Raw genomic sequence first — 26,008 nt, 5'->3', positions numbered from 1 at the left:
GAGGATGCGCGCGAGTTTGAGGCTATTATAGAAGAATATAAGAATACGCCTAATTTGGAATTTTGGCACAAGAACTTAATCGGGCCCGAGTGGGAGGATGCATTACTCAGTGTGGATGCTATTTTAGCGCCTTATGGAGCGGAGCGGTATCGCTATCACTGGAGTGCTATGCTCTTTAATGCCATTGGGTATTATAAGCCGATTTTACAGTCCCCAGAAATTAATCCAGAAGTAGTGTCTACCTATGATATTGGCGAAGTAGTGGACCTTACGAGTGAAGATATTTTTGCGAAACAATTAGAGCTCTTTGTAAATGGGTTTAAAGATCGCCTACCCCTATATGAGCAGGGCCTCCAAGCAGCGAATGCTGCTTATAGTCAGGCAGAGTTAATTCGTCATATTATTGGTCAGATAGCACGCTAAGATTGGCAAGAATAATGTCGCTGTTTTATTGATTTCAAGTGAAATGTGCACATGCAATGGTTCTACATGCATTTATGCATTGGAGTTAAAAATGATTAACACATATACTATTGGTAGTATAATTTTATATTTAATGGTAGTAGCCCTAGGCAATTCCGCGTCTAACGCGCTGATTAGTAATACCTTTGCTTTGGGGATTCTATTTACTATATATGGTTTAATAAAAGCCAAGGATTTTAAATTATTTAAAGTGTCCCCTCTGATTTATATAGGGATGGGCTTATTTTATGGTTTAATTATTATTGCTTCGTTAGCTTTGAAGGATTATCCTAGTCTCAACATTGCCCTAAATTACCTGTCCTGGGCGTTACCTGGTGTAGTAGTTCTATACATGGTGCGTAAGCTTACGAAGGAACGATCTGTAGAGTTTGGCTTAATTACGTCCACTATTTTTCTAGGAGCGCATTCCCTCTTTGAATATTATGAAATGGGGGAAGTGGGACGCATTGATGGATTTTATGGATCGCCTAATACTTTGGGGACCATGTTTGCTTTAGTTTTGCCATTTTTAGTGGCGTTTTTTATAAAATATATAAAGCAAAGGCACTATCTATATAGTGTTATTACTTTACTTACTATTGGTTTAGGAGGCGTGTCCTTATTTTTAACAGCTTCGCGCGGTGCTATGCTAGGTCTAAGCCTAGGCTGTATGATTACAATCCTTCTTCTATCTTTACGTGCGGCCGTGAAACAACGGCGCTTTGTACCATTTGTACTTTCATTGGTAGTAATGGCTGCAATAGTTTATTTTGGCCCTCAATATCATGATGATTTATCTCGTAATTATGATATGGAACGCGTGTATTTTTGGATTTCAAGCTATCATATGTGGCAGGATTCACCTTGGTTTGGTATTGGTTTAAAAAACTGGGTTACCCAGTATTATGGCCATTATATTTTGCCTGTAGCACATGAGCAAAATGTACCTCATGCACATAGTATGTTTATGTGGTTTTTAGCTACTACTGGCACTGTTGGGACTATCGGTTTTGTAGCCATGACCTTAGGCATATTGAGCCTTCTATGTAAAATCGTATGGCAAAAGCCAGGTAATTTTCTATTTGTAGCTATGCTAGCGTCTTTCTTCGTTTTATATGGTCAAGGCATAGTTGATGCTGGTTTGATCTTAAAGCCTGTAAGTCGCTTATTTTTCCTTTTGTTAGGCATAACCTTAGGGAGTTTACCTCTTCGTGAAAAGAACCCTTAGATAGAACAATAGGGGTAGTAAATAATGACAAATCGTTATACAATAGGTGATGAGATAAGGCGAAGTGTCATAGTGAATTAATTTTAAAATAGGAAATGTCATGTACTATTACTTTATATCTAATAAAAATAATATAGAGCGTAGAGAAAATGTGGCCTATGAGTGTAAGAAAATCGGTGTAGAACCAATCTTTTTTGATGCCATTATGGGGGATGACTTATCTGCTGATGAAATAGGGCAGAATATAAATAAGGATATTATTTTAGGGAAACCTGAAATAGGCTGTGCTTTGAGTCATCTTGAGATAATCAAGCGATTTTTAGCTAGCCAAGAAGAGGTATTGTTTGTTTTTGAAGATGATATAGGCTTTTGTAATGATATTGCATATAAAGACTTTCAAGAAATAGAAGACTTTGTTCGCCATCAAGAAAAGCCAGCGGCGCTTTGTTTATATAAGAGCTCCTATCAGTTTAAACAAGTGAAGTCATTAAGTAATTGTCGCATATATTCCGCTTTTAGTTTTACTTTGGCTCATGCATATGTAATAAATCGTGCGGCTGCTGAAATTATTGTGGAATTGCAGACGCCAATTAATTTTGAAATTGATGTATTCCAGAATTACTATTTACTGAAGGGCTGTCAGTTGTATTCCTTAGACAAAGATTTAGTAGTGCAGAAAAACTGTATTCAGTCCACGATTGGTGAAGAGCGCGCTCGGCGTAATAGAGAGTTTAAAAAACATAAAAAAGGAGTGTTTTTTGCGCTCTATAAATCCTTGTCCTTAAAAGAAAAAATGTTATTTTGGGGACGTAAGATTTCAAAAGAAATATATCGACCATTTAGACCTAAATAGAATTTTAGGGATAAAATAAAAAACACCACCATAACTATCTAGTGCGTTATGGTGGTGTTTTTGTTGTTAATAGAAATAAATAATAAGTTAGAGAATACTATGTAGAGAATAAGTATTTGGAAAATAGTAGTCAGAAAATGGCATGTAGAGCTTATTTATCTCTAAAAAACTTCCCAATCAATGGCATACGCTCTGCATCATGTTTATTAAGCCCTTTTAAGAGGAACATAATAATGACATAAATGATGCCACCGATGAAGGCTGTAATAGCCATAGCGAAGAATTTATACATAATACTTTCCAGTGGTGGATACATGAAATACATGGCCACGCCCATGATAATGGCGCTTACAATATTCTTCCAGAGTAGTGAGAAGTCTAGGAAATAGCCTGTATATTTTTTGATCCAAATTAAGTTAAGTAAGGCGGCGACGCCAATGTCAGCCACAGTGGCCCAAGCGGCCCCCGTAATACCCATCCAAGGAAGGGCCGTTAAATTCCAGTTTAAAATGACCTTACAAATCGCTGCAATCCCCATGTTGATAACAGGTAAGGTTGGTTTACCTAGGCCTTGTAAAATACCGGTAGTAACTTGGTGTAAGCCTAAGAAGAAAATAGCGATGGCTGTAATTTGTGTGGCCCCTGCTGCACGTGGTGCATTGTAAATAACACTCACAACTGGTTCAGCTAATACATAGAGCATCAATGTGAACGGTACGGTAGACATAAAGCTAATGCGCATAGCACCGGCTGTGCGGTAGTATACATTTTGCTTATCGCCCATAGCATTCGCATTAGAAATAGCTGGTACAATGCTAGTTGCCAAGGCTGCCGTAATGATGGTAGCTAAGTTGATGAGTGGCACAGCCATACCTGTAAGATAACCGAAGAGCTCAGTTGCCTCGTTCATGCTAAAGCCGGCAGCAGCTAAACGGCGTGGCACGATAATTAAGTCAAGATTCGATACGATCGGTAACATTAAGCTAGCCAATGAAATTGGTAAAGCCAGTTTAATGAGACGTTTGATAATGGACTTGGCTGATTCCACAGGGCCATCTGGTTGTTTATGCCCATCTTCTGGCGCTGTAGGTAATTTGTAATAGTAGTAGAGTAGGACTAGCAAGGCTCCAAAGGCACCAATGCCGGCCCCCATACTAGCGCCTCCTGCAGCAGCTTCTAAGCCATAAGGTAGAAGCAAGTAGCCAGCACCAAGCATGACGATAACGCGCAAGAGCTGTTCAATAATTTGGCTCACCGCAGTAGGTGTCATCAGTTGCCAACCTTGTAAATAGCCACGGTAACAGGAAATAAGTGTTACAAAGAAAATGGCCGGTGCTAAGGCGATAAGTGCTAGGTAGGCTCGACTGTCGACGATAATGCCAGAACTAATAAGCCAATCCGCACCAAAGTACATGAGAATACTGAAAAATAAGCCTGTGCCAAAGAGAAGATTAAAGGAAAGTTTAAATACTTTGTGAGCTCCTTTGTAATCGTAGCGGGCTAGTTTTTCAGCTGTTACAATTGAAATGGCTATAGGAATACCAGCGCTCGAAAGTTGTAAGGCGAGTAGGTAAATCGGGAACGCCATTTGATAAATCCCAATACCTTCACCACCGAGGACGCGGGAGAGTAAAATCCAGTTTATACTGCCAATTGCTTTTACTACAAAGCCAGCGATTGTTAAAATCAGCGTGCCTTGTAAAAAACGGTTAACCATGTTAAATTTGCTCCTAATCTGTGTGATTAATTTGCTTTGTTGCAATAAAGTTATTCCTGTTTAGAAATAACTATCTCAATATTAAATTTTAACATAGTTTTACAGTCTATGCATTAAGATTTTGAGAAAGGCTCAGGCTTTTGATTATTTATTATATGTTATAAAAATATGAAATAAAAGTGAAATATTTCATGTTGTTTTTAAAAAATCTATCGAAATTTAAAACGGCACGTTGTATAATAATCAAAAGGGATAAAATAAGTTATAATTGAGTAAATTTTTGTTACAAAAATGATAACTCAATTAGGTGTTAGTGAGTGTGCGAGTTTAGTTTGACACAAAGTCGATAATAATAAAAAGTGTTAGGCATTGTTTCTAGCAATATAAAAAAGCTATGTAAAAGACTTTGTGAGCAACTATTCTAGGAGGAGTTTTAAATGAGTAGCAAGAAGTCCAAGTGGCTCAGGGTGTGTATTTTAAGTATGTTAACTTGTACTGTTGTAGGGGGTGCGAATGCAGCCACATATCCATTGTCAGAGAATACGTTAGGCGGTACTTATGAGAATCTTACACAACAGCATTTTCTACGAGTTGATGGAGATCGAGTAATAAAAGCGACAGAGGATATTAATTTTTTATCTTCTACTAAACTTGACAATACTGGAGAAAATGATACTTCGATAGGTATTATTGAAGGATATAGTACGTCTACCGAAGGCACTTTAGAATTAGATATGCAGGGGCATAATTTAAAAACAGGTCCTTATGGCTCATTAGTGCAAATATATAATAATAGAAATAATAAGCATCTAGCTATTACTAATGCTGATAATGTAGATGTTACAATTGGTCGAGGTAATTTAATTTTTATAGATAAGGGGGCAACTAACAGTTCTGTAGCCATTGATGCCAATAATATTATATTTAATAAATCAGATTCTAATAGTACGTATCCAATATTAACGGTAAATGGCAATAATAATATAGATTTACAGGCTCGTGATAGTGTAGTTATGAGCACAGAGGGAAAATATTTTAGTAATTTGATTAATGTTAAAAGTATGGGGGCTGTGAACATAACGGCAGGGAATGATATAAGTTTAAATGAGCAGAATATTAATGCCGGCCCTTTGTTTATATTGGATAGCAATTCGAAAGTAGCATTACAGGCAGGGCGAGATATTGACTACAATAATATGGGGTCTAATCATATTTTGCTAAGTGGGGGAAGTCAGATTACTTCGCAAGCAGGACGAAATTTGACATTCACTAATCTAGATAAAAATGAGTCAATAAATATGATTATTGCTAGAGACGCAAGTAAAGGCTACTTTATTGCTGATAAAGAAATTCGTTTTAATGAATTAAGTTTAGGTCCTTATCCATTGATAGTTTCTAGAGATAATAGTTCTCTTTCTTTTGATAGTGAAGATTTCTTTAGTAATTCACATCAAGTGCTTTCCTCACGTACTAATTCTAATATATTAGTACATACAACTCATAATATTGAGCTTCATACAGAAGGCTTTGATGTAGCCAGTATGTATCCTAATGCTAATCGCAGCATGATAATAGCTAATACCAATGGTACGATTATATTAAGCGCAGATAATGAGATTAATTTTTCTATAGATCGTGGGGATACAGCTGTAAGCTCTAAAAATAGTGGTACATCTACCTTGGAGGCCGCTCACGGGATTAACTTAGTTACAGGTGGCACTACAGATAATCCTCGGGAAGCAACTATATATACAGACAATGGCTTTATTAATTTAACAAGTGGTGATAAACCAACTACACTGACGAACCAAGGCTCTATTGGTGCCTATGCGACTAATGAAGGGCTTATTAATTTCTATAGCCCAACTATAGCTCAGACTGGCGAAGGTGTGGTAGCCATTAATAAAGGTACAGTTAATTTCCAGGAGGACGTAGATTTTACTACGACTAGAACAGGTGCTACAGCTGGTGATGAAGGGGTTGTCAACTTCAACAAGCAAGCTAATATTTACACCACAGGTACCGGTGCTGTGGCCAATACTAAAGGTGTAGTTAACTTTAATGACCATGTACTCATAGACGGAGCTGCTACAGGTGCTACAGCTAGTGATGAAGGTGTTGTCAATTTCAATAAGCAAGCGATAATTAACGCCAGTGATGAAGGCTTAGTGGCTATTAATTTAGGGCGCGTCAATGTAAAAGATGCTTTATATCTTCCAAACTCTGAAACAGTTATGCGCGCCGAGTCTAATGGTGTAATCGATGCGAGCTCCAAGCAGAAAGTTAAACAATTATCAGGTAATATTTTAGCTCACGGCGGGACTGTACTACTTAATTTAGATACAGCTGACTCCTACTTAACCGGCTATACTAGAGCATCAGATATAGGGGCGACTGAAACTACTGAAGGGTCATTGGCGCAGCTAGATGTAAGTTTATCTAATGGGGCCATTTGGAATGTCACTGACCATAGTTCGTTGACGAAGTTGACGAATCATTCGTTAGTGAATTTAGTGGATGCGAATCATAATGGCAAGAGCATTACAACTAAAGAATTGAGTGGCACTGGTACGATGTCCATGAATTTAGATTGGCATACTAACCAGGGCGCTAAAGCTGTATCTGCTCATAGCGATTACATTACAGCTACAGAAAAGGCGAGTGGTACACAAGCTATTGTGACCGATAAAGCTCTTATGCACTTAGAAGATATGGCTGTGACTGATCGCTTATACTTTGCTACCTTGAAAAACAGTGAGGCTACGTTCACCAGTCCTATTACACAACGAAATGTAGATAAAGGTCATTTATATGATTATATTATTGGCATCAATAGTGAAACGATTGGTGACACAACAGATTGGTACTTTGGTAGTGTAGCTTCTGTAGAAAGTCCTTTAGTTGGCGCTACAGCAAAAGCACATGATGGCTTATATGATTTAGCTTTAGACATTGATACATTGAACAAACGCTTTGGTGAAGCTCGTTATGTGCGCTATGAAGAGGAGCCTCGAAAAGACCCACATGGTATTTGGGCTCGCGCCACTCATATGAACTTAGGCCATGATACTTACAATGGACATGCTAATCGCTATGAAATTGGCCGAGATTATTTAATGGAATGTGAAGATGGTGCCTTCGTTCATCGCGGTGGTAGCTTTAACTATTTGAGAGCCACTACTTCTTATGATGGTGGCAGCACGAAGTTCAAACGTTATACAGGGACTTTGTATCACACTTGGTTAGGCAATAAGGATCATTATTTAGACTTAGTAGGCCGTGTAGGTAAAATTCATGCGAAAACAAAGGCTTACTTAGTTGATGGTGAACAATCTAAGGCATCTTTTGGTACTTGGTATCAACAGCTCAGTGCTGAATGGGGCCGTCGCAAAGCCTTAAATGAAGATTGGTATTTTGAACCTCAAGTGCAGTTACAATACACGCACATTAATAGCAAAACCTATACAACCAATGATGGCATTACGAACCATTTAGACCATACCAATAGCTTGATTGGTCGTTTAGGTTTCCGTTTAGGCCACCATATTGATGAAGATACATCCTGGTACTTCAAGGCTGATATCCTTCATGAATTTGCTGGTAACCGTTCCTTCTACTTAACATCTATTAATGGCTTAGAGCGCATTCATTATGATGTGACAAACCATGATACTTGGTATGATATTGGCTTAGGCATCAACTCTGAAATGAGCCATAACCGCAGCATTTGGTTAGAAGTAGAGCGCAAATTTGGAGGCTCTTACTCCAAAGCATGGGAGATTAATGGCGGCATGACTTGGCGATTTGAATAAGATTTGACCAATAGTTGACCAATGGTTGGCTAATAGTTGACTAATAGTTAAAATGAGTTTGCTATAAATTTTAAGAAAATGAAATAAAAAATAGAATAAAAGAATAAAACAAAATAAAAAACAGGCTAACACACTTGATGAACTCTGTGTGTAGCCTGCTTTTTTATTTATATTTATGCTTGTGGTTCTAAGCCATCTACTGTTTCTACAGTATTTTCAGCCGTTACCATTTCAGTATCGTTATGTGCTGTAGAGGCATCGAAGTGACGATCTTTGCTGTAGATTTTTAAGGCCACTGCAATAATGAAGTTTAATACGAATAAGCCACTGAATACATAGAGTGGGCCACTATAGCTAGCCGTGCTTTCGCGAAGGAAGGATACTAGCATAGGACCAGCGATGCCGGCCATGCCCCAAGCGGTGAGGATGCGGCCATGAATGGCACTGAGTTGTTTAGTGCCGAATAAATCGCTTAAGTACGCTGGCATACAAGAGAAGCCACCACCATAGCAAGTAATAATAATGAACACTAAGATTTGGAAAATATAGGCTGTTGATGTAAAGCCTAAGAAGGCAAAGGCTGCAATTTCAATGACGAAGAATAGAATATACGTGGCTGGGCGACCTAAGTAGTCAGAAATTGTAGACCATACAATACGTCCTAGTCCATTTAATAAACCAATAATACCTACCATAGATGCTGCTTCGGTGGCACTCATGCCAACGACTTCTTGGGCCATAGGGGAGGCTACAGCAAGTAAGCCAATGCCGCAAGTAATGTTGATGAAGAAAATCCACCATAAAGCTGGAAATTGCCAAGTGCGTACTGCTTCATGGGTTGTCATCCCGCGATTTAAAAGCGCCGAGGTTTTAGTTGTTTCTGTAGTAGTCGGCGGTTTTAAGTATAGGGCAGATAAGGCCATGATAATAATGTAAGCAGCGCCTAAAATGCGGAAGGTACTTACAAGGTCATATTGGCTTGTTAAATATTGCATTAAAGGACCTGCAATAAGAGCGGCAAAGCCGAATCCCATAATAGCCAGGCCAGTGGCAAAGCCGCGATTGCGAGGGAAGTATTTAACTAGAGTCGATACAGGTGTAATATAACCTACGCCAAGGCCCACACCGCCAATGACGCCATAGAAAATATATAAGAGCATTAAATTATGAGCTTCTAAGGCGAAGGATGTACCAATCATGCCGATACCAAAGAATATGGTGCTGAGTAGACCACTTTTTTTAGGCCCCATTTTTTCTACAAAACTTCCTAATAAACCAGCTGATAAGCCGAGGAATAAAATGGCTAAAGAGAAGGTCCAAGTAGTTTCTTTTAAGGTCCAACCCATTGTGGCCATAATAGGGCGAGTCAGTACACTCCAAGCATATACACTGCCGATACAAATGTGAATACCAATGGCGGCTAAAGCAATAAGCCAACGATTACGCATATTTATCATCCTTTCTAAGGAAAGGGAGATACTCAGCGCCTCTTATATAGGTAGCTTGGCTTAGCTTGGTAGTGAATTTGACTAAAAGCTAGGTCTGTATGTCCATTACAATTTTAAAATAGTACCTATAAAAAGAGACCGCCTGAGCAATCTCCTGCCCAGACGGTCGGCTTATTCGCAATGTACAATACATGTGGTTCATTCCACTAATCCGTCAGCATTATACATCTGTTTAAATTGTGAGCTCATTATATCAATTACATCGAAGAGAGTCAATTTACTCATAATCAATTTAAGCATTACTTTAATTAATAGACGGAATGTACAGCTTTTAAATTATAATTTTCCAGAAGAACCAAGTACATTTTTAATTTTGTGCTGTACCATGGATTTAATAGCAGCACGAGCTGGTCCTAAATATTTACGAGGGTCAAACTCAGAAGGAGCTTCTACGAAGCATTCGCGAATGGATGCTGTCATAGCAAGGCGAAGGTCTGTGTCGATGTTGATTTTACATACAGACATGCTAGCTGCTTTGCGAAGCATATCTTCCGGCACGCCTTTAGCGCCAGGAATATTGCCGCCGAATTGATTACATTTGTCTACGAATTCAGGTAGCACAGTAGAAGCACCATGAAGAACGATAGGGAAGTTAGGTAATAATTTACCTACTTTTTCTAAGCGTTCAAAATCAAGGTAAGGAGTGCCTTTGAATTTGTAAGCACCATGGCTAGTACCAATGGCGATAGCTAAGGAGTCAACGCCGGTGCGCTCTACGAATTCAGCTGCTTGATCTGGGTCAGTGAAAATAGCGTCTTTGTCGCTTACGTTTACATCATCTTCAACGCCAGCAAGACGACCAAGTTCGCCTTCTACTACTACATTATGAGCGTGTGCATACTCTACAACTTGTTTTGTTAATTTTACATTAGTTTCAAAATCATGTTTGGAGCCGTCGATCATAACGGAAGTGAAGCCGCCGTCAATACAAGCTTTACAGATTTCAAAATCGTCGCCGTGGTCTAAATGAAGGGCGATAGGAAGACCGCTGTCTTCAAGAGCTGCTTCAACAAGTTTTACTAAGTAAATATGTTTAGCATATTTACGAGCACCAGCAGATACTTGCAAGATTAAAGGGGATTGCTCTTCTTTCGCTGCGTCAACGATACCTTGTACAATTTCCATATTGTTAACATTGAAGGCACCGATGGCATACCCACCTTCATAGGCTTTTTGGAACATTTCAGTAGTTGATACTAATGGCATAATTTTCCTCCTTGGACATCAGTCCATACATAAAATAGTTGGCAGATTACTTTAGGTATATCTGTCATATTTTAGTTGAAAGTTTACATCAATTTCAGTATAGCAAGAAGCGCCGTAAAGGGCTACTACAATTTATGCATAGCAAGCTGTGGACGGAGTATAATCTTTGAAAATTTTGACTCTATAATTTGCTTAGAATTGTTTAAAAATACATAGTTAGTAAGGGTTTCCAATTCTCAGGAAGCTCTGCTTGAAGTTGCAAAATCTGATTTGTCATAGGGTGGACAAATTGAAGCCCACTGGCGTGTAGTGCTTGTGTAGTAAGTAAATCTAAAGAACCACCGTATAGATCATCGCCTAGTAAAGGATAGCCTAAATAGCTCATGTGCACACGGATTTGGTGCGTTCGCCCTGTGTGAAGTATGAATTTTATATGAGATAATCGCTTGCTAACAGCTAGTCGCGTTATATCGGTGCGAGCCGGTTTGCCATAGATGGAACACTGCCGCTCGATAATGCTGCCAGGCTTGCGACTAATAGGCCAATGGACGCTTAATTTTTCGCAAGGGAAGGGGCCTTCACAAAGTCCTTCATAGGTTTTTTGAATATAAATCCGCTGTTTAGTAAAGGCGTGTTGCACTAAGGCATTTTTGGCTAAGATAACGAGGCCAGAAGTATCTTTGTCGAGACGATGGACGGGGTGAAAGGCAGCCGTTGTTTGACCTGTACGCTGATAGTAATAGATGACGCTATTCGCTAAGGTATGATGGCGCTCCGTCGAAGTGGGGTGCATGAGCCAACCAGTGGGTTTATTGATGACTAAGAGATGGTCATCTTCAAAAACAATGGGTGGCTCCATAGGCCAAGGTTCAAACTGTGGTTCAGCTTGCCAATAAATGGCTAACTCATCGCCGCCTTTTAGCAAGCTGTCCCAATGGGCTCGCTCTTGATTGATAAAAATGATGCCGTCAGTGCGAAGGCGGCGACGCAAGGCTTGTGAAACGCCTTCACGGCGCACCGCGTGATTGACGGACGTGCGAATCACTTCAGGATCGATTGTCAATTGGAGCAATGGTTTTTCTATTATTGATTTATCATCTAAAAATATATTTTTTTCTGTAGAATACGAGTTCATAGTATACCTCATTTTTTTAGTATCATCTCATTGTATCGAAGAGTGATGAAATGCACAAGGATTACCAAATTATAGTGAATTGCTATTTTAACAATATTCAAAATGGAGATAAAAATGGTATAATATACCTATAGTTTTTATTAGTATACTAGGAGGAGTCATACATGGCTAAAGATTGTTCATTTGACGTTGTATCAGAAGTAAATATGCAAGAAGTGGATAATGCAGTAAATCAAGCAAAAAAGGAAATTGGCACACGCTATGATTTCCGCGGTAGTAAATCTGAAATTACTCTTGAAGGAGAAACGATTAAAGTTATCTCTGATGATGAATATAAACTCAATGCCGTTGTGGATGTAATTAAAGGCAAAATGGTAAAGCGTAATGTGGCGCTTAAAAATTTAGATTATGGTAAAGTAGAACCAGCTTCTGGTGCTACAGTGCGTCAAATCATTACCATTAAAAAAGGTATTGATAAAGAAACGGCTAAGAATGTAGTTAAAATGATTAAAAATATGAAGTTAAAAGTGCAAGCGCAAATTATGGAAGATCAAGTGCGCGTAACTGGTAAGGATAAAGATTCTTTGCAAGAAGTAATTCAAATGCTTAAGCAACAGGATTTACCAGTGGAGCTACAATTTGTAAACTTCCGCTCTTAATTGTGTGGGATTGTCAAGACAAATTGTATTTTCATGAGGCTAGAAGAGCAGCGTATATCGCTGCTCTTTGCTTACTTTAGGGCCTGGATTGAGATGTCGCTGAGGGTCATGAAATGAGCTTATGGAATGAGATAGAAATGAGAGTCATGAAGTGAGCTTAAAGTGGGGACTATAAAGTGACTTATGGAATGAGTCAATACAATGAGCGCAAGTAGGATACATGTGTGAAAGGACGAGTCAATGGCACAAAAGGAATTGCGTGGTGGCTATACCACAGGAGCCAGTGCAGCGGCGGGCATGAAGGCGGCCTTACTGGCCTTATTACAGGATGAATATGTAAGCACTGTGTCAGTGTTAAATCCTCAAGGCGTAGCGTTAGAATTGCCCATTAATGATGTGCGCGTGCTGTCACCTCATAGTGCGCAGGCCATTGTCATTAAGGATGGTGGCGATGACCCTGATGTGACTCATGGTGCACAGATTATTACCACGATTGAGCTCACCACAGATGATGGACTTCAGTTTAGAGCTGGTCATGGTGTGGGCACAGTGACTAAATCGGGTCTTGCTTTGGAGCCTGGCGAGCCGGCTATTAACCCAGGGCCACGGACCATGATGGCACAGGTGTATGAAGAATTTCGAGAGACTATTAAAAGTATTAATGAGATTAAGCGTATTAAGGGCAGAGAGACAGCTGAAGGCATTAAAGCGAGTAAAGGCGTAGATATGGTTGAAGGAGGCTATAAAGGTTTACTTGTTACTGTATCGGTGCCAACAGGGCTAGAATTAGCTAAAAAAACATTAAATGGTACATTGGGCATAGAAGGTGGTATTTCCATCATTGGTACCACTGGAATTGTAAAGCCCATGAGCGAAGAAGGGTTTAAAAATTCTTTAATCCCTCATTTACAGGTGATGAAGGCCAGTGGTTATAAAACAGCTGTGCTCGTGCCAGGGCGCATTGGTCGTGACCTAGGGGAGAAGCAATTGGGTATTCCTGCGGAGCAGATGGCTGAGACGAGCAATTTTATTGGCTTTATGTTAGAACAAGCAGTACAAATAGGCTTTAAGCGTATTTTGTTGATTGGCCACATTGGTAAAATTGTAAAATTAGCTTCTGGCAGTTTTCATACGCACAATCGCATGAGCGATGGGCGCATTGAAACCTTAGTGGCTTATGCAGCGTTAGAAGGCGCTTCACAAGCTGTGGCGCAGGAGATAATGGATTGCCAGACTACAGAAGCAGTACATACTATTTTAGAGCGAGAAGGTTTGACAGCGGTGTATCAGCGTGTAGCGGATCGAGCCGCTTTGCGCAGCGCTCGCTATATTAGTGGTGATGCAGACGTGGGCGTTATTATTGCCAATTTAGACGGCACTATCTTAGCTTGTGATGCACAGGCTACGCAGTTTTTACGAGAGGAGGGCTGGCATTGCTCTATGTAGTAGGAATTGGGCCAGGTAATCCTGATTATGTAGTGCCTAGGGGGCTACAATTAATTAAAGAAGCCCCCGTTTTAGTGGGCAGTGAACGGGCCTTAGCTGATTTTGCTCAGCCTCATCAAATTACATATGCCATAAAGGGCTCTTTGTCTGATTTAGTACATTGGATTAAAGAACAATTAGGCGAACACGATGTGGTGGTCTTAGTTAGTGGTGATACAGGTTATTATAGCTTATTGCCTTACTTGAAGAAGACCTTGCCAGATCAGCCCATGGAAGTTATTCCTGGTATTAGTGCGATGATATTTGCTTTTGCAAGGATTCAAGAAGTTTGGCAAGATGCCGATTTATTGAGTTTTCATGGCCGTGTGCCACCAGAAGAGGCACTTCGTTATGAGCCCCATCGCAAATTAGGCTTTTTAACTGATAAAGTTCACAATGGAGCGGCTATTGCTCAAATTTTGCATGACCATGGTTGGCCTAGTGATTGCCGCATAGTTGGTTGTGAACGGCTGAGTTATGAAGATGAACATATTGAGGAATTGACGATTCAAAGTATGAGTCAAACAACGGGATTTGAACATGCTGTAATTATTGCCTTCGCTCATAAAAATTAAGCACCAGTGGTAATTGATGACAAATGGAAATCAAGAGAACATGGCAAAATACATGGCAATTAACAATATATGGCAATATAGTTTACTAGATAGAGGCAGAGAATTGTATGTTTTTTGGAATTAAAGATGAAGAGTTTATTCGCGGCGATGTGCCCATGACGAAGCGTGAGATTCGCATGGCCGTGCTGAGTGAGGCACATATAAAGGAAGATAGTGTAGTTCTCGATGTAGGGGCTGGTACTGGATCTATTTCCATTGAAGCCGCCTTAGGGGCACCACAAGGGCATGTATATGCTATTGAACGCTTTGCGAAAGGCGTAGCCTTAATTGAGCAAAATAAAGAAAAATTTAATGTGAAGAATTTAACTGTGATTGAGGCTAAAGCGCCGGAGGGAATGGATTCCTTACCACCATTAGATGCTGTAATTATTGGTGGTAGTGCTGGTGGCATGGAGGCTATTTTAGATGCCGTAGAAGGGCTATTAAAGCCTGGTGGGCGTTTAGTTGTTACAGCTGTAACAATGGAGACTGGTTACACTATATTAAAAGCCTTAAAAAATCGCCCTTATACATATGAAGGGTATCAAATGAGTGTAAGCCGATTTAAAAAAGCTGGCCCATATCATATGATGGATCCTTTGAGTCCTATTTTTATTGTAGTGGCCGAGAAACAATAAGGAGGTCAGAGATGGAAAATTTATTGCAAGATGCAATTAATAGTACGCAGTTGACTTCTGCCAAGCAAGACACAGAAAAGGCTGAGGACCTAACTGAAATGTCTATGAGTAGTGTGTATTTTGTAGGCGCAGGTCCTGGGGACCCAGAGCTCATTACGAGAAAGGGCTTTCGCCTAGTAAGTACGGCAGATATTGTGATTTATGCAGGATCTTTAGTAAATCCGGAGATTTTAGATGCATGTAAAGAGAGCTGTCATATATACAATAGTGCCACTATGAATTTAGATGAAGTATTAGCTGTTATGAAAGCAGGCGCAGCAGAAGGTAAAATGATAGTTCGTTTACATACTGGTGATCCTGCCATTTATGGGGCTATTCAAGAGCAAATGGATGCTTTAGAAGAGGCAGGTATCTCCTATGAAGTTGTGCCAGGCGTGAGCTCTTTTTTAGCTACGGCAGCTGCATTGAAACAAGAGTATACACTTCCTAATGTGTCACAAACGGTTATTATTACACGTATGGAAGGGCGTACTCCGATGCCACCAAAGGAGAAATTAGCTCTGTTAGCAACTCATGAAGCGACTATGTGTATTTTCCTCAGTGTGCAGATGATGGATAAAGTGGTAGCTGAATTAATTAGTGGTGGCTATGCGCCATCTACACCAGTGGCCATTGTGGTGAAGGCGTCTTGGCCTGACCAGCGCATTATTCGTGGTACATTGGAGAATATTGCTCAAATAGTAGCCAAGGAAGGTGTATTGCGTCAAGCTATGATCGTAGTGAGCAAAGTGTTAGATAGTGATTATGAATTGTCTAAACTATATGATAAAGGTTTTAGTCACATGTACCGGAGCTCCAAAGAATAAGCTGCGAAGATATAAATACGAGAATACGCTACGAAAATAAGTTATGAAAATAAGTTATGAAAATATAAATACGTAAATAAGCTAGGAAGATATAATTATGTGAAAGCTTTCAGGCGTGAAAGTATAAAGTGTAAAGTATATATTGTAAAGTATGGGAGGTGAGCTAGGTGAAGACAGCCATCATTTCAGTTACTCGTAGTGGTGCTGAATTAGGGCAAAAAGTGAAGCAACAATTACTGCGATTGGCCTCAGCGGAGGATTATATTCACAGTTATGAAAAAGAAGGCCGTGAGAGCCATGGAAAAATATGCCAAGTTGGTACAAGCAAAGACCATACAAGTAGGGCAGATTTAAGCCAAGATTGTATGGATCAAGACAATTCACTTAAGGCACATATAAGTAATGGCCCTATTGGTAAAGATAATGCAGTCAAGGCATATATGAATGAAGACTATATCAGTCAAACAAGGGCTAACATTAGTGATAATATTAGTGATAAAAATGGCGTGACAACATTTAGCAGTTTATCCTCATTAATGAAAGACTTGATGGGGCAATATGATCGTTTGTTGTTTATTATGGCGACGGGCATTGTGGTGCGCATGATAGCCCCTTATATTAAACATAAATCAGTAGACCCTGCTGTAGTTGTAATGGATGAGCAAGGTCAGTTTGCTATTAGCCTACTGTCCGGTCATCTAGGAGGCGCCAATGAGTGGACTGCTGAGCTAGCTCAATTAGTTAGTGCCACACCAGTCATCACTACAGCGACTGACGTCAATGGTTTACCGGCTCCCGATGTATTGGCTAGAAAACTGTCAGCTGCTGTAGAGGATTTTTCTGTATTAAAAGAAGTAAATGCGGCCATTGTAGCAAAAGAAATAGTGCCATACTATTTAGATGATACTTTATATTTCTCTAGTTATTATAAAAAGCTGGCAAAAGAAATGGGGATTGCGGTACAGTGTTTTAACCCATTGACCGTTACTGGTCGGGCTGCTTGCGGCAATCTTGATGCGGCACAGGTTGTTATTACTGATTTAGTTATCCCTAGGGGACCGCGCACTTTAGTATTGCGCCCTAAATCAATAACTTTAGGCATTGGCTGTCGCCGAGGCACTTCGGCTGACTATATTAAAGCAGCTATATTAGATGCATTGGAGAGCATTGGACGGAGTCTTTACAGTGTTCAAAGTATAGGCTCCGTTACGGTCAAATCTGATGAAATTGGATTATTACAAGCAGCTAGGGAATTGAATATACCGATTCATTTTCACACCCCAGAAGCGATAGAATACATTATTGAGTCCCAAGGACTGGAAGAGTCCAAATTTGTAAAAGAAACGATAGGAGTAGGCAACGTATGCGAGACAACAGCACTATTAGAAGCGAAGAGTCAAACATTATTACTAAAGAAAACCAAGTATCAGGGCATAACCATAGCCATTGCACAGGTTCAATCCAAGTAATTGGCATTGGCCCAGGCAATGAAGAGTTTATGACACCTCAAGCGAAGGAGGCTATTTTAGCAGCTGATCGCGTAGTAGGGTACTTAACCTATTTGGATTTAATCAAAGATTTGATTAAAGATAAAGAGACCGTTGGTACAGCTATGATGCAGGAAGTGGACCGCTGTCAACAAGCTGTTGATTTAGCTAAAGAGGGGCATCGCGTAGTCGTTGTGTCTAGTGGTGATTCTGGCATTTATGGTATGGCCGGTCTAGTGATGGAGCTTGCTAATAAAGTGCCTGCAGCGGAGCGGCCTGCAGTGGAGATTATTCCAGGCTTAAGTGCTGTTAATGTGGCGGCAGCTGTATTAGGAGCACCGTTGATGCATGATTTTGCAGTTATTTCCCTTAGCGATTTAATGACTCCTTGGGACCTTATTAAAAAGCGCGCAGCTTTGAGTGCTGAAGGGGATATGGTTATCGCTTTATACAATCCACGGAGCAAGAAGCGCATTACTCATTTAGATGAAGTGCGCGACATAGTACTTCGCTTTAGAGATCCTAAAACGCCTGTAGGCATTGTGCAAAAGGCAGGTCGTGCAGGGCAGCATATGGTTATTTCAGATTTGGAGAATTTTACTAAAGAAGAAGTGGACATGCAGACCTTGGTAATTATTGGCAATAGTCAAACCTATGTGGAGAATGGCCGTATGATTACGCCACGAGGCTATAAATTATGATTTGGGTCATTGCAGGTACATTAGATGGTCGTACCTTAGCAGTTGATGTACAAACATACACGAAAGAACCTGTGTTAGTATCTGTAGTCAGCCAATATGGGGCGCAATTAGCCGCTCATGAGGGCATTGAAGTTCATACAGGACGGCTTGATAAGGAGGCTATGAAAGAGCTCATTGAAGAGAAAGATATTCGATTACTCATCGATGCGAGTCATCCGTATGCAGCTATTGTAACGGCGACGGCACGAGAGGCCGCAGATGAGATGAAAATACCTTTTGTTCGTTTTGAGCGCCAAGAGATTCCCTTACCGACGTATGATAAGTTATATCACGTACCTAATGAAGCAGAAGCGGCACAATTAGCAGGCACTTTAGGAGAGCGCATTTACTTAACTACAGGGAGTAAAACGATGCATGTATTTGCATCGGCTCCGGCACTGCAGGATAAAGAGGTATGGACTCGCGTTCTACCTACGGTGGAAGTATTGCAAATGATGGAAGACTTAGGCATTTCACCAAAGCGTATTATTGGCATGCAAGGGCCTTTTAGTTATGACATGAATCGCATTATGTTTGCCGATACAAAGGCTGATGTAGTGGTGATGAAGAATTCAGGCCTTGTAGGTGGTTCAGATACAAAGCTACAAGCGGCTATGGATTTAGGTTTGGCCGTGGTAGTAATTGATCGCCCTAAGCCAGCAGAAGGCGCTCGAACTATAACTGAAATTAATGAATTTTATACACTATGGGAGGAACTAAAGAATGGATTACATTAAAAATCCCAAGGCAATTGAAGATAAAAGTATGGAGCTAATTTATCCGTATGTAAAGGATTTAAATTTAACGGATGATGAAATTCGCGTATATTCTCGTACCATTCATGCATCAGGGGATGTGGAATATGCGCAGCTTGTTCGCACGAGCCCAGATGCTGTAGCCAAGGGCATTGAAGCTATTGAGCGCGGTGCGCATATATATTGCGATGTAGAGATGGTGCGCACGGGCATCAATAAAGCTGCGTTGGCCTTGCGCGGCAGTGAAGCACATTGCTTAATTAAGGATGAAAAGGTCGCTGAAATGGCTAAAGAATTAGGCGTAACACGGTCTATTGCAGCGATGAGAACCTTTGGCAAATCCTTAGAAGGGCAAATTGTGGCTATCGGCAATGCGCCAACAGCACTGTATGAAGTATTGCGCCTTGCCCTAGAAGAAGGGGTTAAGCCAGCGCTTATTATCGGTATTCCCGTAGGCTTTGTAGGGGCCGCAGAATCTAAGGACTATTTAATTGAAGTGTCCCCAGTACCTTATATTACAGTTAAGGGCAATAAAGGGGGCAGCTCGATTGCTGCCTCCGTAGTCAATGCCTTACTTTATACTGGTGTAAAGCGAGATGGTATGCTATTTGTAAAGGGGAAGGATGAGAAGTAATGACTTCATCATCAAAAAAGGACTCAGTTGGGACCGGCCAATCTGAATTGCTTACGGCAAAAGGCCGTAAGGTTAAGCGCTTAGCTTGGGTTATTGTATTTTTATCGCTGGCCATTATTTGTTCCATTTTATCGCTTATGTATGGTGCTGCTGATATTCCTTTGCATAAAATTTGGCACACCCTATGGAGCTCACAATTAGTGGATACAGAGGATATGGTGATTTGGAACATTCGCTTTCCTCGCAATATTGTGGCTGCTTTAGTGGGTGCTAACTTAGCTGTGGCTGGGGCTATTCTGCAAGCAGTTATGAAAAATCCCCTGGCAGATCCGCAGATTGTAGGGGTCTCTTCAGGGGCTGGTTTAGCTGGCGTCATAGTGTTCATATTATTTCCTAGTTGGGAGTATTTGGTCCCTTTAGTTGCCTTTGTAGGTGCTCTAGGAGCCGCTTTGATGGTCTATGCATTGGCATGGAAGAATGGAATTCGTCCTACCCGTATTATTTTAGCTGGCGTAGCAGTGGCGGCCTTTTTAGGTTCGGGCATTTCTGCTTTACTGGTATTTTATGGTGATCGCGTACAAGGGGCACTCTTGTGGATGGTAGGGGGCTTTTCAGCTCGAAGCTGGCCCCATGTATACATGCTGGTCCCTTATACGATAGGTGGACTTCTCTTAGCTTTTTTAGGGGCGAAGCGATTGACCATTTTAAGTTTAGGCGATGAAACGGCCAAGGGCTTAGGTCTTCCTGTAGAGCAAACACGCTTTCTTATGACTGCTGTAGCGGCTTTACTGGCTGCTAGTGCAGTCAGTGTGGCAGGTTTAGTGGGCTTTGTAGGGTTAGTCATTCCTCATGTGGCACGAATGATTATTGGCAATGATTACGCGTATTTGTTGCCTGGCTCAGCTTTTTTAGGCGCTACAGTGCTAGTGGCCTGTGATACTTTAGGACGGGTTGCCTTTACTCCTATTGAAGTGCCTGTAGGTATTATTATGGCCTTTTTAGGTGCGCCTTTCTTCTTGTATTTATTGAGGAGGGATGCGTAATGAAATCTAGTTTTGAGTCCACTGTAGAGAGCTTTGATGTGGCTAAAACCGATATTCCTGGTGCTATTACAGTGCAAGATGTGACTATAAATTTTGGTGAAAAGCAAGTATTAAATTCCATTTCCTGGACCATTCCTAAAGGGCGTATTACTACTTTAGTAGGGCCTAATGGATGCGGGAAAAGCACTCTTCTAAAATGCATTATGGGCAGTATTAAACCCCTTAAAGGGCAAATCAGTATAGATGGGCAGTCTTTAGAAGCGTATACGGCGAAGAGTTTAGCTAAGGTGGTGGCATTTTTGCCACAGTCTCCAGAAGTTCCACAAGATATGGTGGTTGAGGAATTAGTCCATTGTGGACGCTTTCCTCATCAAAATTGGTGGCGCAGTACAGCTAAGGAAGACCGTGAAGCAGTGGAAGCTGCCTTAGAAGCTACGAAAACTTTACATCTAAAAGATCAGTTGATTAGCTCTCTCTCCGGAGGTGAACGGCAACGCGTATGGATTGCCATGGCCTTAGCGCAACAAAGTGATATTTTATTGTTAGATGAGCCAACGACCTATTTAGATATTAATCACCAATTAGAGATTTTAGAATTACTAAAGCGCTTGAATGAGGAACAAGATTTGACCGTGGTCATGGTACTTCACGAATTAAATCAAGCTGCAGCTTACTCTCATGAGGTGGGGGTACTATATGATGGAAGCCTCGTATCAGTAGGTGCGCCGCAGCAGGTATTTACTACAGAGCTATTAGAAACTGTATTTTCTGTTAAAGCGTCCATTGAAACTAATGATAAGGCACCATATATAAAGTTTGAAGGATTATTAAAGGATTAAAATTTTATTTCTCTAATAAGATTAGATTTTAAAGGCTCTAATAAGATTAGCTTTCTAGGGATCTACTGAGACTAACCTAAAGTCGGCTAGCTTTGAAAGATTATGAAATATCGGCGTTAATACTAAATAAAAAGGAGTTCTCCCTCTGCGGAGAACTCCTTTTGTGTATGTGCCATACTTCTTTTAAAATGTAACTTCTTTATCGTACGCTAATTTAACGAGCTCCGCCATGGCTTCTGGTGTATGGAGACCAGGATTGAGCAAGAAGCGATTCGATGGCAAGTAGAAGACTTTGTGATTGCGCACTGCTTTTAAGTTTTGCCAAGCAGGATTATTAGTCATTTCTTTTTCCATGGTTTTAGTAATATCTTCTTTTTTGCCCATAGTAGAAATGAAAATAATATCTGGGTCATCTACGGCCAATTTTTCTAGAGAGTAGGGAATGGTCTTAGCGGTTTTATCATAATCACCTTGAAGGACTATATTATTCATGCCTAATTCTTTGACCATAGAGGCCGTAATGGCTAAGTCTGTCTCCGCTGTAACAGCTTTTGCTGTAGCGCGGAGAACTGCCACTTTAGCAGGTTCCTGCTGTTGTGCCACAGATTTAACCGTGTCGATTTTTTTATTGTAATCAGCTACAACGGCTTGTGCTTTTGCTTCATTATGGGTTAGTTCGCCTAAGAAGAGTAGGAGCGGCGCATTATCCTTAATACCATCATAGTTAATGAGGATATAAGGGAGCCCATTGCTCTTTAGTTGGCCTTCGTATTTGCCATGCTGATTGCCTAGGCCTAAGACTAAATCAGGTTTTAAACCTAACAAGGTTTCCATGTTAATATTGGCTGTAGTGCCAATCGATGGTAAGTCTTTAAATGTATCTGGCACTGGCTCTGTGCTATCTACTCGATCGATGGATTGACCACCTACCGCATCTAATAGATAGAGTACGGAATTACTAAGTGTGGCAATTCGTTGCGGATTAGTTGGCACCGTGTATTGTTGGTCTTTATATGTAATAGTGCGCGTTGCATTATCTGTAGTGGAGCTAGTTTTGCTACAGCCCACTAAGGCGATGATTGCTAGCAGAGTTAAGCAAGTGGCGAGGAAAATGCGAGTTAATTGTTTCATTATTAATCCTCAGCAGTTTCTTCTAGGGCTTGCCAAGCTTCATCAGCGCGCTCTGTATAAATGTGGCGAATGTTTTGATTTTCACCTAGGCCATGTAAATACGTATCAACGGTAAAGCCCGCATCAAGTAATTGTGATTTATGGGAATCTGGCTCATCACCGGCCATGTCATTTGTGGCATGGTCACCAGCTACCATCATGAATGGCATAAGTGTTACATGGTTGATTCCCTTTGCTTTGAGGATAGGGATGATATTTTCTAAACGAGGTGTCCCTTCTACTGTGTAAATATAGGTATTTTTTAGACCTGCAGACTCTATACGGTCTTGAATCACTGAATAATAGGCGTTAGAAGGATCTGGTGTGCCATGTGCCATGATGAGAACTGCATCACTAGGGCCTTGTTTAGGGAATTGCGATGCTACGGCTTGAACTACTTCGGCTACATCATCGTCTTGGTCTTCTTGCCCCATCCAATACATAAGTGGAGTACCCATGGTCATAGTTTTGAAATTATGTTTATACCCATTGAATACAGCTGCTTTGTAATTATATTCAATGCCAGGGATTACATCTAATGTAGCAAGTGCTACGCGGTTATAGCCTTCTGCTTTTAATTGGTCAAGCGCTTCTTCTGGGGTAGGGAAGGTAAGGCCTTCATTAGCTTTGATGCGGTCAATAATAATATGTGAGGTAAAGGCGGTGACAACTTTTACATTAGGATGTTGGTCCTGGATTTCTTTTACTGTAGCGCTAATTGTTTTATCGCGTGTATCCTTGAAGGTTGTGCCAAAGCTCATAACCACAATGGCATCCTTATTTGGCTGCGCTGCTAGTGTTGGGTCAGTGGTATGATATGTTTTTACTCCTAGTTGAGTCGCTTCTAGAAGAGCCGGTGTTGCTGTTTTTACTTCAGAGCTTAAGGTGTACGCGGCGCTAACCTCGTTACCTACGAGGCTCATGCCAGTTAAAGCGGCTACGGCTAGTGTAGTAGCTAATGTTTTTTTCCATACCTGTGTTTTCATAATTATGTCCTCCCTATATAAAAAGAACCTTCACCCAAGGACGGTGGAGGTGAAGGCAAGCAAAATAAGTCCTTTATTGGCACAGTCTATGAACCAACTAAAAGAACTATACATCGACATTGATCTACCTCGCCATCGCTCGTGGGTTTACGGTAATCCATTTTAGGCAGTTCTTCTGGCTCGAGTTCGTCGTGATCATCACCTTCCCAGAGACTTGGAACCTAGCAATTGGTTAGCTGTGGTTAGTAGTCATGATTCCAGTGGCATTTGATGGCACTCCCTCATACAGCGGCGGGACCGCGTCAGCGTTTACTGAACTTCTCTATTAAGTATTACTACACCTAAAATGGTCATATTAAGTTAAATTCATCATAGCAAAAGGCTAAACTATATGTCAAATGAAAGCATAGTATAAATAAAGGTCATAGAGTATATGAAGCTGTATATTTTAATTGGTAATGAATAGATTATAGGCTTACTTAATATCCCTATTGGAGAATAAAGCGATGCATTCTTGTTGGTGATGAATTAGATGCTGTTTAGCGTATACTAGTGGGGGATGAATTAGAAAAGGATTACTACTGCTAGAATAATTATTGAAAATAATTGTTAGTAAAAATAGAAAATACAGGGTATAATTTCATAAAATAGGCTAAGATTTAGTGTTTATTTAAAGAAATAGATGCATAAATTTTTTGTAAACAAGAATAAATATTCAAATGTTTGAATAGAAATACATTTGTATTCTTAAGTAATAATAAGAACTGATTGGAGCTTTTTTCTCACTAGGACCGAAGTGAAGAAGAAAAATATAAGTCTGTTTCTAATTTAATATACTTTGTCTTAACTGAGCCTTTTGGACTGTAGAATACCCTTGTGAAGTATTTGTATCGATTTTAATCGAACTGAATCGTCAAACTTAGATTTACTTTCTTAAGAGATGATGAAATTTTAAAATTATCAATGATAATCAACGATAAAATACAAAATGAGAAAAGTTCTCATTGACTTTAATTGAAAATTAACGTATTATTATACCAACGAAAGAAGATGGAGCATATATAAGAGTTCTAATTAATAAAGAGAATTATGACCATTTTCTATAACTTTAAGGTATTCCCATCGAGAGCGATGGTTAATATAGGTATATTAGTATCGGAGGATTATTCAATGAGTACGAAGGGTATCATTTTAGCAACATTTGGTTCAATTTATGGAGAAGCCGTAGAAAAGTCTGTAGGCTCCATGGAAGCAAAAATTAAAAAAGCCTATCCAGATGCAATCGTGCGCCGTGTATTTTTAGCTGATGCATTGATTGAAAAATGGAATGATAAATATGAAGTACCAGTGCAATCACTTAATGCAGCACTGAATGATTTAAAAGATAAAGGTGTAAACGATGTGTTTGTATTGCCATTTGCTTTAGTGGCTGATCAATGCTATCAGAAGATGCGCAAGGCCATTGCAGCGTTTAACTATGGCAGTGATCGCAATGCAATGCGCATTCACGTAGGCAAACCTTTATTGAGCTCTTTAGGTGTTAAAAACTATGCTGACGATTATGTAGCAACCATTGATGCCATTATGAAGCATGTTAATATTCGTGCTTTAAATAAATCTGTATTGCTTATGGCTAATGGTCAAAATCAATTAGAATTTAGTGCGTTGCAGTTAAAATGTTTATATGGCAATGGTCAAAATGTGGCTGTATTCACCTCTAATGGATTCCCTAATTTTAAACAAGCGTTGACTTTGTTAGAGCGTCTTGACCATAAAGAAGTTCTTGTGGTGCCTCTCGCTTTAATTGGGTCGGAGCATTTGATGGACTTCTTAGGTGGTGATCGTTCTGATTCAGTAGCTACATTACTAACTGAAGAAGGTTATGGGGTAGCCATTTGGAATGAAGGCCTTGGAGAAAATCCATTTATTCAAGAATTGTTCCTCAAACATTTGGCACAGTCAGTGCGTATGATTGAGCGCAAACAACAGGCAGTGAATCAAGAGCGTAGTGCAGCTAAAGCTAATCATTTAGCAGTATAATAATTTTGTCATTGTAGTGTAGATTTGATATACAGTAGTAATATATAAATAAAAGCGGTCCTTTTTGAGGACCGTTTTTTGTAGTTATAATGAGATGAGTTTTGTTAGTTGTAATGGGATGTGGATTGCCA

21 protein-coding genes, 1 pseudogene and 1 riboswitch are annotated in these 26,008 nt (G+C 40.2%); of the genes and pseudogenes, 16 read left to right on the top strand and 6 right to left on the bottom strand.

Annotated elements, in window-relative coordinates:
- From QZR90_RS02935 to QZR90_RS02925, 3 genes and pseudogenes are all read left to right on the top strand, one after another.
- Window positions 1-423 (top strand): annotated as a pseudogene (locus QZR90_RS02935) (glycosyltransferase family 1 protein); the annotation flags it as partial.
- Between the two features lie 91 nt (window positions 424-514).
- Window positions 515-1,690, top strand: a complete 1,176-nt coding sequence (locus QZR90_RS02930; RefSeq protein WP_295788576.1) for an O-antigen ligase — start codon at window positions 515-517, stop codon at window positions 1,688-1,690.
- A 100-nt stretch (window positions 1,691-1,790) separates the two neighbouring features.
- On the top strand, window positions 1,791-2,543 hold the full coding sequence (locus QZR90_RS02925; RefSeq protein ID WP_295788574.1) for a glycosyltransferase family 25 protein: 753 nt from the start codon (window positions 1,791-1,793) through the stop codon (window positions 2,541-2,543).
- A gap of 151 nt (window positions 2,544-2,694) precedes the next feature.
- Here QZR90_RS02925 and QZR90_RS02920 read toward each other — a convergent pair whose 3' ends face one another.
- A complete protein-coding gene (locus QZR90_RS02920) occupies window positions 2,695-4,260 on the bottom strand; it encodes a polysaccharide biosynthesis protein (protein WP_295788572.1) in 1,566 nt (521 codons plus the stop codon).
- A gap of 437 nt (window positions 4,261-4,697) precedes the next feature.
- On the opposite strand from QZR90_RS02920, the gene QZR90_RS02915 reads away from it, so the two are divergent.
- Window positions 4,698-8,072 carry an autotransporter outer membrane beta-barrel domain-containing protein gene (locus tag QZR90_RS02915; RefSeq protein WP_295788569.1) on the top strand — a complete coding sequence of 1,125 codons (3,375 nt, stop codon included), beginning with the start codon at window positions 4,698-4,700 and terminating at the stop codon, window positions 8,070-8,072.
- A gap of 173 nt (window positions 8,073-8,245) precedes the next feature.
- Here QZR90_RS02915 and QZR90_RS02910 read toward each other — a convergent pair whose 3' ends face one another.
- From QZR90_RS02910 to QZR90_RS02900, 3 genes are all read right to left on the bottom strand, one after another.
- The gene (locus tag QZR90_RS02910; RefSeq protein WP_295788567.1) at window positions 8,246-9,520 is read right to left on the bottom strand and encodes an OFA family MFS transporter; all 1,275 of its coding nucleotides are present in this window, start codon (window positions 9,518-9,520) and stop codon (window positions 8,246-8,248) included.
- A gap of 336 nt (window positions 9,521-9,856) precedes the next feature.
- The gene (gene fba / locus QZR90_RS02905; protein WP_295788565.1) at window positions 9,857-10,786 is read right to left on the bottom strand and encodes a class II fructose-1,6-bisphosphate aldolase; all 930 of its coding nucleotides are present in this window, start codon (window positions 10,784-10,786) and stop codon (window positions 9,857-9,859) included.
- Window positions 10,787-10,988: 202 nt separating this feature from the next.
- A complete protein-coding gene (locus tag QZR90_RS02900) occupies window positions 10,989-11,921 on the bottom strand; it encodes an RluA family pseudouridine synthase (RefSeq protein ID WP_295788563.1) in 933 nt (310 codons plus the stop codon).
- 164 nt (window positions 11,922-12,085) lie between these two features.
- Here QZR90_RS02900 and QZR90_RS02895 point away from each other — a divergent pair, with 164 nt between their 5' ends.
- From QZR90_RS02895 to QZR90_RS02845, 11 genes are all read left to right on the top strand, one after another.
- Complete coding sequence (locus QZR90_RS02895) at window positions 12,086-12,580, top strand: YajQ family cyclic di-GMP-binding protein (RefSeq protein ID WP_295788560.1); 495 nt, start codon at window positions 12,086-12,088, stop codon at window positions 12,578-12,580.
- Window positions 12,581-12,820: 240 nt separating this feature from the next.
- Window positions 12,821-14,026, top strand: a complete 1,206-nt coding sequence (gene cbiD / locus QZR90_RS02890) for a cobalt-precorrin-5B (C(1))-methyltransferase CbiD (RefSeq protein WP_295788558.1) — start codon at window positions 12,821-12,823, stop codon at window positions 14,024-14,026.
- Window positions 14,008-14,640 carry a precorrin-6y C5,15-methyltransferase (decarboxylating) subunit CbiE gene (gene cbiE / locus QZR90_RS02885; protein ID WP_307984884.1) on the top strand — a complete coding sequence of 211 codons (633 nt, stop codon included), beginning with the start codon at window positions 14,008-14,010 and terminating at the stop codon, window positions 14,638-14,640. The genes cbiD and cbiE overlap by 19 nt, the downstream gene beginning before the upstream one ends.
- Before the next feature lie 107 nt (window positions 14,641-14,747).
- Window positions 14,748-15,317 carry a precorrin-6Y C5,15-methyltransferase (decarboxylating) subunit CbiT gene (cbiT, locus tag QZR90_RS02880; protein ID WP_295788552.1) on the top strand — a complete coding sequence of 190 codons (570 nt, stop codon included), beginning with the start codon at window positions 14,748-14,750 and terminating at the stop codon, window positions 15,315-15,317.
- 104 nt (window positions 15,318-15,421) lie between these two features.
- Complete coding sequence (gene cobM / locus QZR90_RS02875) at window positions 15,422-16,183, top strand: precorrin-4 C(11)-methyltransferase (protein ID WP_295788588.1); 762 nt, start codon at window positions 15,422-15,424, stop codon at window positions 16,181-16,183.
- Between the two features lie 167 nt (window positions 16,184-16,350).
- Window positions 16,351-17,652 (top strand): cobalt-precorrin 5A hydrolase, encoded by a 1,302-nt coding sequence (locus QZR90_RS02870; RefSeq protein WP_295788551.1) that lies wholly within the window; start codon window positions 16,351-16,353, stop codon window positions 17,650-17,652.
- A 29-nt stretch (window positions 17,653-17,681) separates the two neighbouring features.
- On the top strand, window positions 17,682-18,371 hold the full coding sequence (cobJ, locus tag QZR90_RS02865) for a precorrin-3B C(17)-methyltransferase (protein ID WP_307984883.1): 690 nt from the start codon (window positions 17,682-17,684) through the stop codon (window positions 18,369-18,371).
- Window positions 18,368-19,147 (top strand): precorrin-6A reductase, encoded by a 780-nt coding sequence (gene cobK, locus QZR90_RS02860; protein ID WP_295788549.1) that lies wholly within the window; start codon window positions 18,368-18,370, stop codon window positions 19,145-19,147. The genes cobJ and cobK overlap by 4 nt, the downstream gene beginning before the upstream one ends.
- A complete protein-coding gene (locus QZR90_RS02855) occupies window positions 19,134-19,799 on the top strand; it encodes a precorrin-8X methylmutase (RefSeq protein ID WP_295788548.1) in 666 nt (221 codons plus the stop codon). The genes cobK and QZR90_RS02855 overlap by 14 nt, the downstream gene beginning before the upstream one ends.
- Before the next feature lie 47 nt (window positions 19,800-19,846).
- Window positions 19,847-20,842 carry an iron ABC transporter permease gene (locus QZR90_RS02850; protein WP_295788586.1) on the top strand — a complete coding sequence of 332 codons (996 nt, stop codon included), beginning with the start codon at window positions 19,847-19,849 and terminating at the stop codon, window positions 20,840-20,842.
- Between the two features lie 53 nt (window positions 20,843-20,895).
- On the top strand, window positions 20,896-21,681 hold the full coding sequence (locus QZR90_RS02845; RefSeq protein ID WP_295788584.1) for an ABC transporter ATP-binding protein: 786 nt from the start codon (window positions 20,896-20,898) through the stop codon (window positions 21,679-21,681).
- 183 nt (window positions 21,682-21,864) lie between these two features.
- Here the strand turns inward: QZR90_RS02845 and QZR90_RS02840 are convergent, their stop codons facing one another.
- Both QZR90_RS02840 and QZR90_RS02835 read right to left on the bottom strand, forming a co-directional pair.
- Window positions 21,865-22,812, bottom strand: coding sequence for an ABC transporter substrate-binding protein (locus tag QZR90_RS02840; protein WP_295788547.1), 948 nt, complete (start codon window positions 22,810-22,812; stop codon window positions 21,865-21,867).
- A 2-nt stretch (window positions 22,813-22,814) separates the two neighbouring features.
- Complete coding sequence (locus QZR90_RS02835; protein ID WP_295788545.1) at window positions 22,815-23,837, bottom strand: sirohydrochlorin cobaltochelatase; 1,023 nt, start codon at window positions 23,835-23,837, stop codon at window positions 22,815-22,817.
- A gap of 147 nt (window positions 23,838-23,984) precedes the next feature.
- A riboswitch (cobalamin riboswitch) is annotated at window positions 23,985-24,197 on the bottom strand.
- An 810-nt stretch (window positions 24,198-25,007) separates the two neighbouring features.
- On the opposite strand from QZR90_RS02835, the gene QZR90_RS02830 reads away from it, so the two are divergent.
- Complete coding sequence (locus tag QZR90_RS02830) at window positions 25,008-25,877, top strand: sirohydrochlorin cobaltochelatase (protein ID WP_295788543.1); 870 nt, start codon at window positions 25,008-25,010, stop codon at window positions 25,875-25,877.
- Window positions 25,878-26,008 lie beyond the last annotated feature (131 nt).

It is taken from the genome of uncultured Veillonella sp. (assembly GCF_900545795.1).
In the GTDB taxonomy this organism is placed as follows: Bacteria; Bacillota; Negativicutes; order Veillonellales; family Veillonellaceae; genus Veillonella_A.
The sequence above is the reverse complement of the archived record's forward strand: the minus strand, read 5'-3'. Positions and strand labels throughout refer to the sequence as shown.

Excerpts from the sequence above, each read along its gene's own strand:
- QZR90_RS02930 (WP_295788576.1), top strand. The coding sequence starts at position 515 with ATGATTAACACATATACTATTGGTAGTATAATTTTATATTTAATGGTA.
- QZR90_RS02925 (WP_295788574.1), top strand. The coding sequence starts at position 1,791 with ATGTACTATTACTTTATATCTAATAAAAATAATATAGAGCGTAGAGAA.
- QZR90_RS02920 (WP_295788572.1), bottom strand. The coding sequence starts at position 4,260 with ATGGTTAACCGTTTTTTACAAGGCACGCTGATTTTAACAATCGCTGGC.
- QZR90_RS02915 (WP_295788569.1), top strand. The coding sequence starts at position 4,698 with ATGAGTAGCAAGAAGTCCAAGTGGCTCAGGGTGTGTATTTTAAGTATG.
- QZR90_RS02910 (WP_295788567.1), bottom strand. The coding sequence starts at position 9,520 with ATGCGTAATCGTTGGCTTATTGCTTTAGCCGCCATTGGTATTCACATT.
- fba (WP_295788565.1), bottom strand. The coding sequence starts at position 10,786 with ATGCCATTAGTATCAACTACTGAAATGTTCCAAAAAGCCTATGAAGGT.
- QZR90_RS02900 (WP_295788563.1), bottom strand. The coding sequence starts at position 11,921 with ATGAACTCGTATTCTACAGAAAAAAATATATTTTTAGATGATAAATCA.
- QZR90_RS02895 (WP_295788560.1), top strand. The coding sequence starts at position 12,086 with ATGGCTAAAGATTGTTCATTTGACGTTGTATCAGAAGTAAATATGCAA.
- cbiD (WP_295788558.1), top strand. The coding sequence starts at position 12,821 with ATGGCACAAAAGGAATTGCGTGGTGGCTATACCACAGGAGCCAGTGCA.
- cbiT (WP_295788552.1), top strand. The coding sequence starts at position 14,748 with ATGTTTTTTGGAATTAAAGATGAAGAGTTTATTCGCGGCGATGTGCCC.
- cobM (WP_295788588.1), top strand. The coding sequence starts at position 15,422 with ATGAGTAGTGTGTATTTTGTAGGCGCAGGTCCTGGGGACCCAGAGCTC.
- cobJ (WP_307984883.1), top strand. The coding sequence starts at position 17,682 with ATGACACCTCAAGCGAAGGAGGCTATTTTAGCAGCTGATCGCGTAGTA.
- cobK (WP_295788549.1), top strand. The coding sequence starts at position 18,368 with ATGATTTGGGTCATTGCAGGTACATTAGATGGTCGTACCTTAGCAGTT.
- QZR90_RS02855 (WP_295788548.1), top strand. The coding sequence starts at position 19,134 with ATGGATTACATTAAAAATCCCAAGGCAATTGAAGATAAAAGTATGGAG.
- QZR90_RS02840 (WP_295788547.1), bottom strand. The coding sequence starts at position 22,812 with ATGAAACAATTAACTCGCATTTTCCTCGCCACTTGCTTAACTCTGCTA.
- QZR90_RS02835 (WP_295788545.1), bottom strand. The coding sequence starts at position 23,837 with ATGAAAACACAGGTATGGAAAAAAACATTAGCTACTACACTAGCCGTA.
- QZR90_RS02830 (WP_295788543.1), top strand. The coding sequence starts at position 25,008 with ATGAGTACGAAGGGTATCATTTTAGCAACATTTGGTTCAATTTATGGA.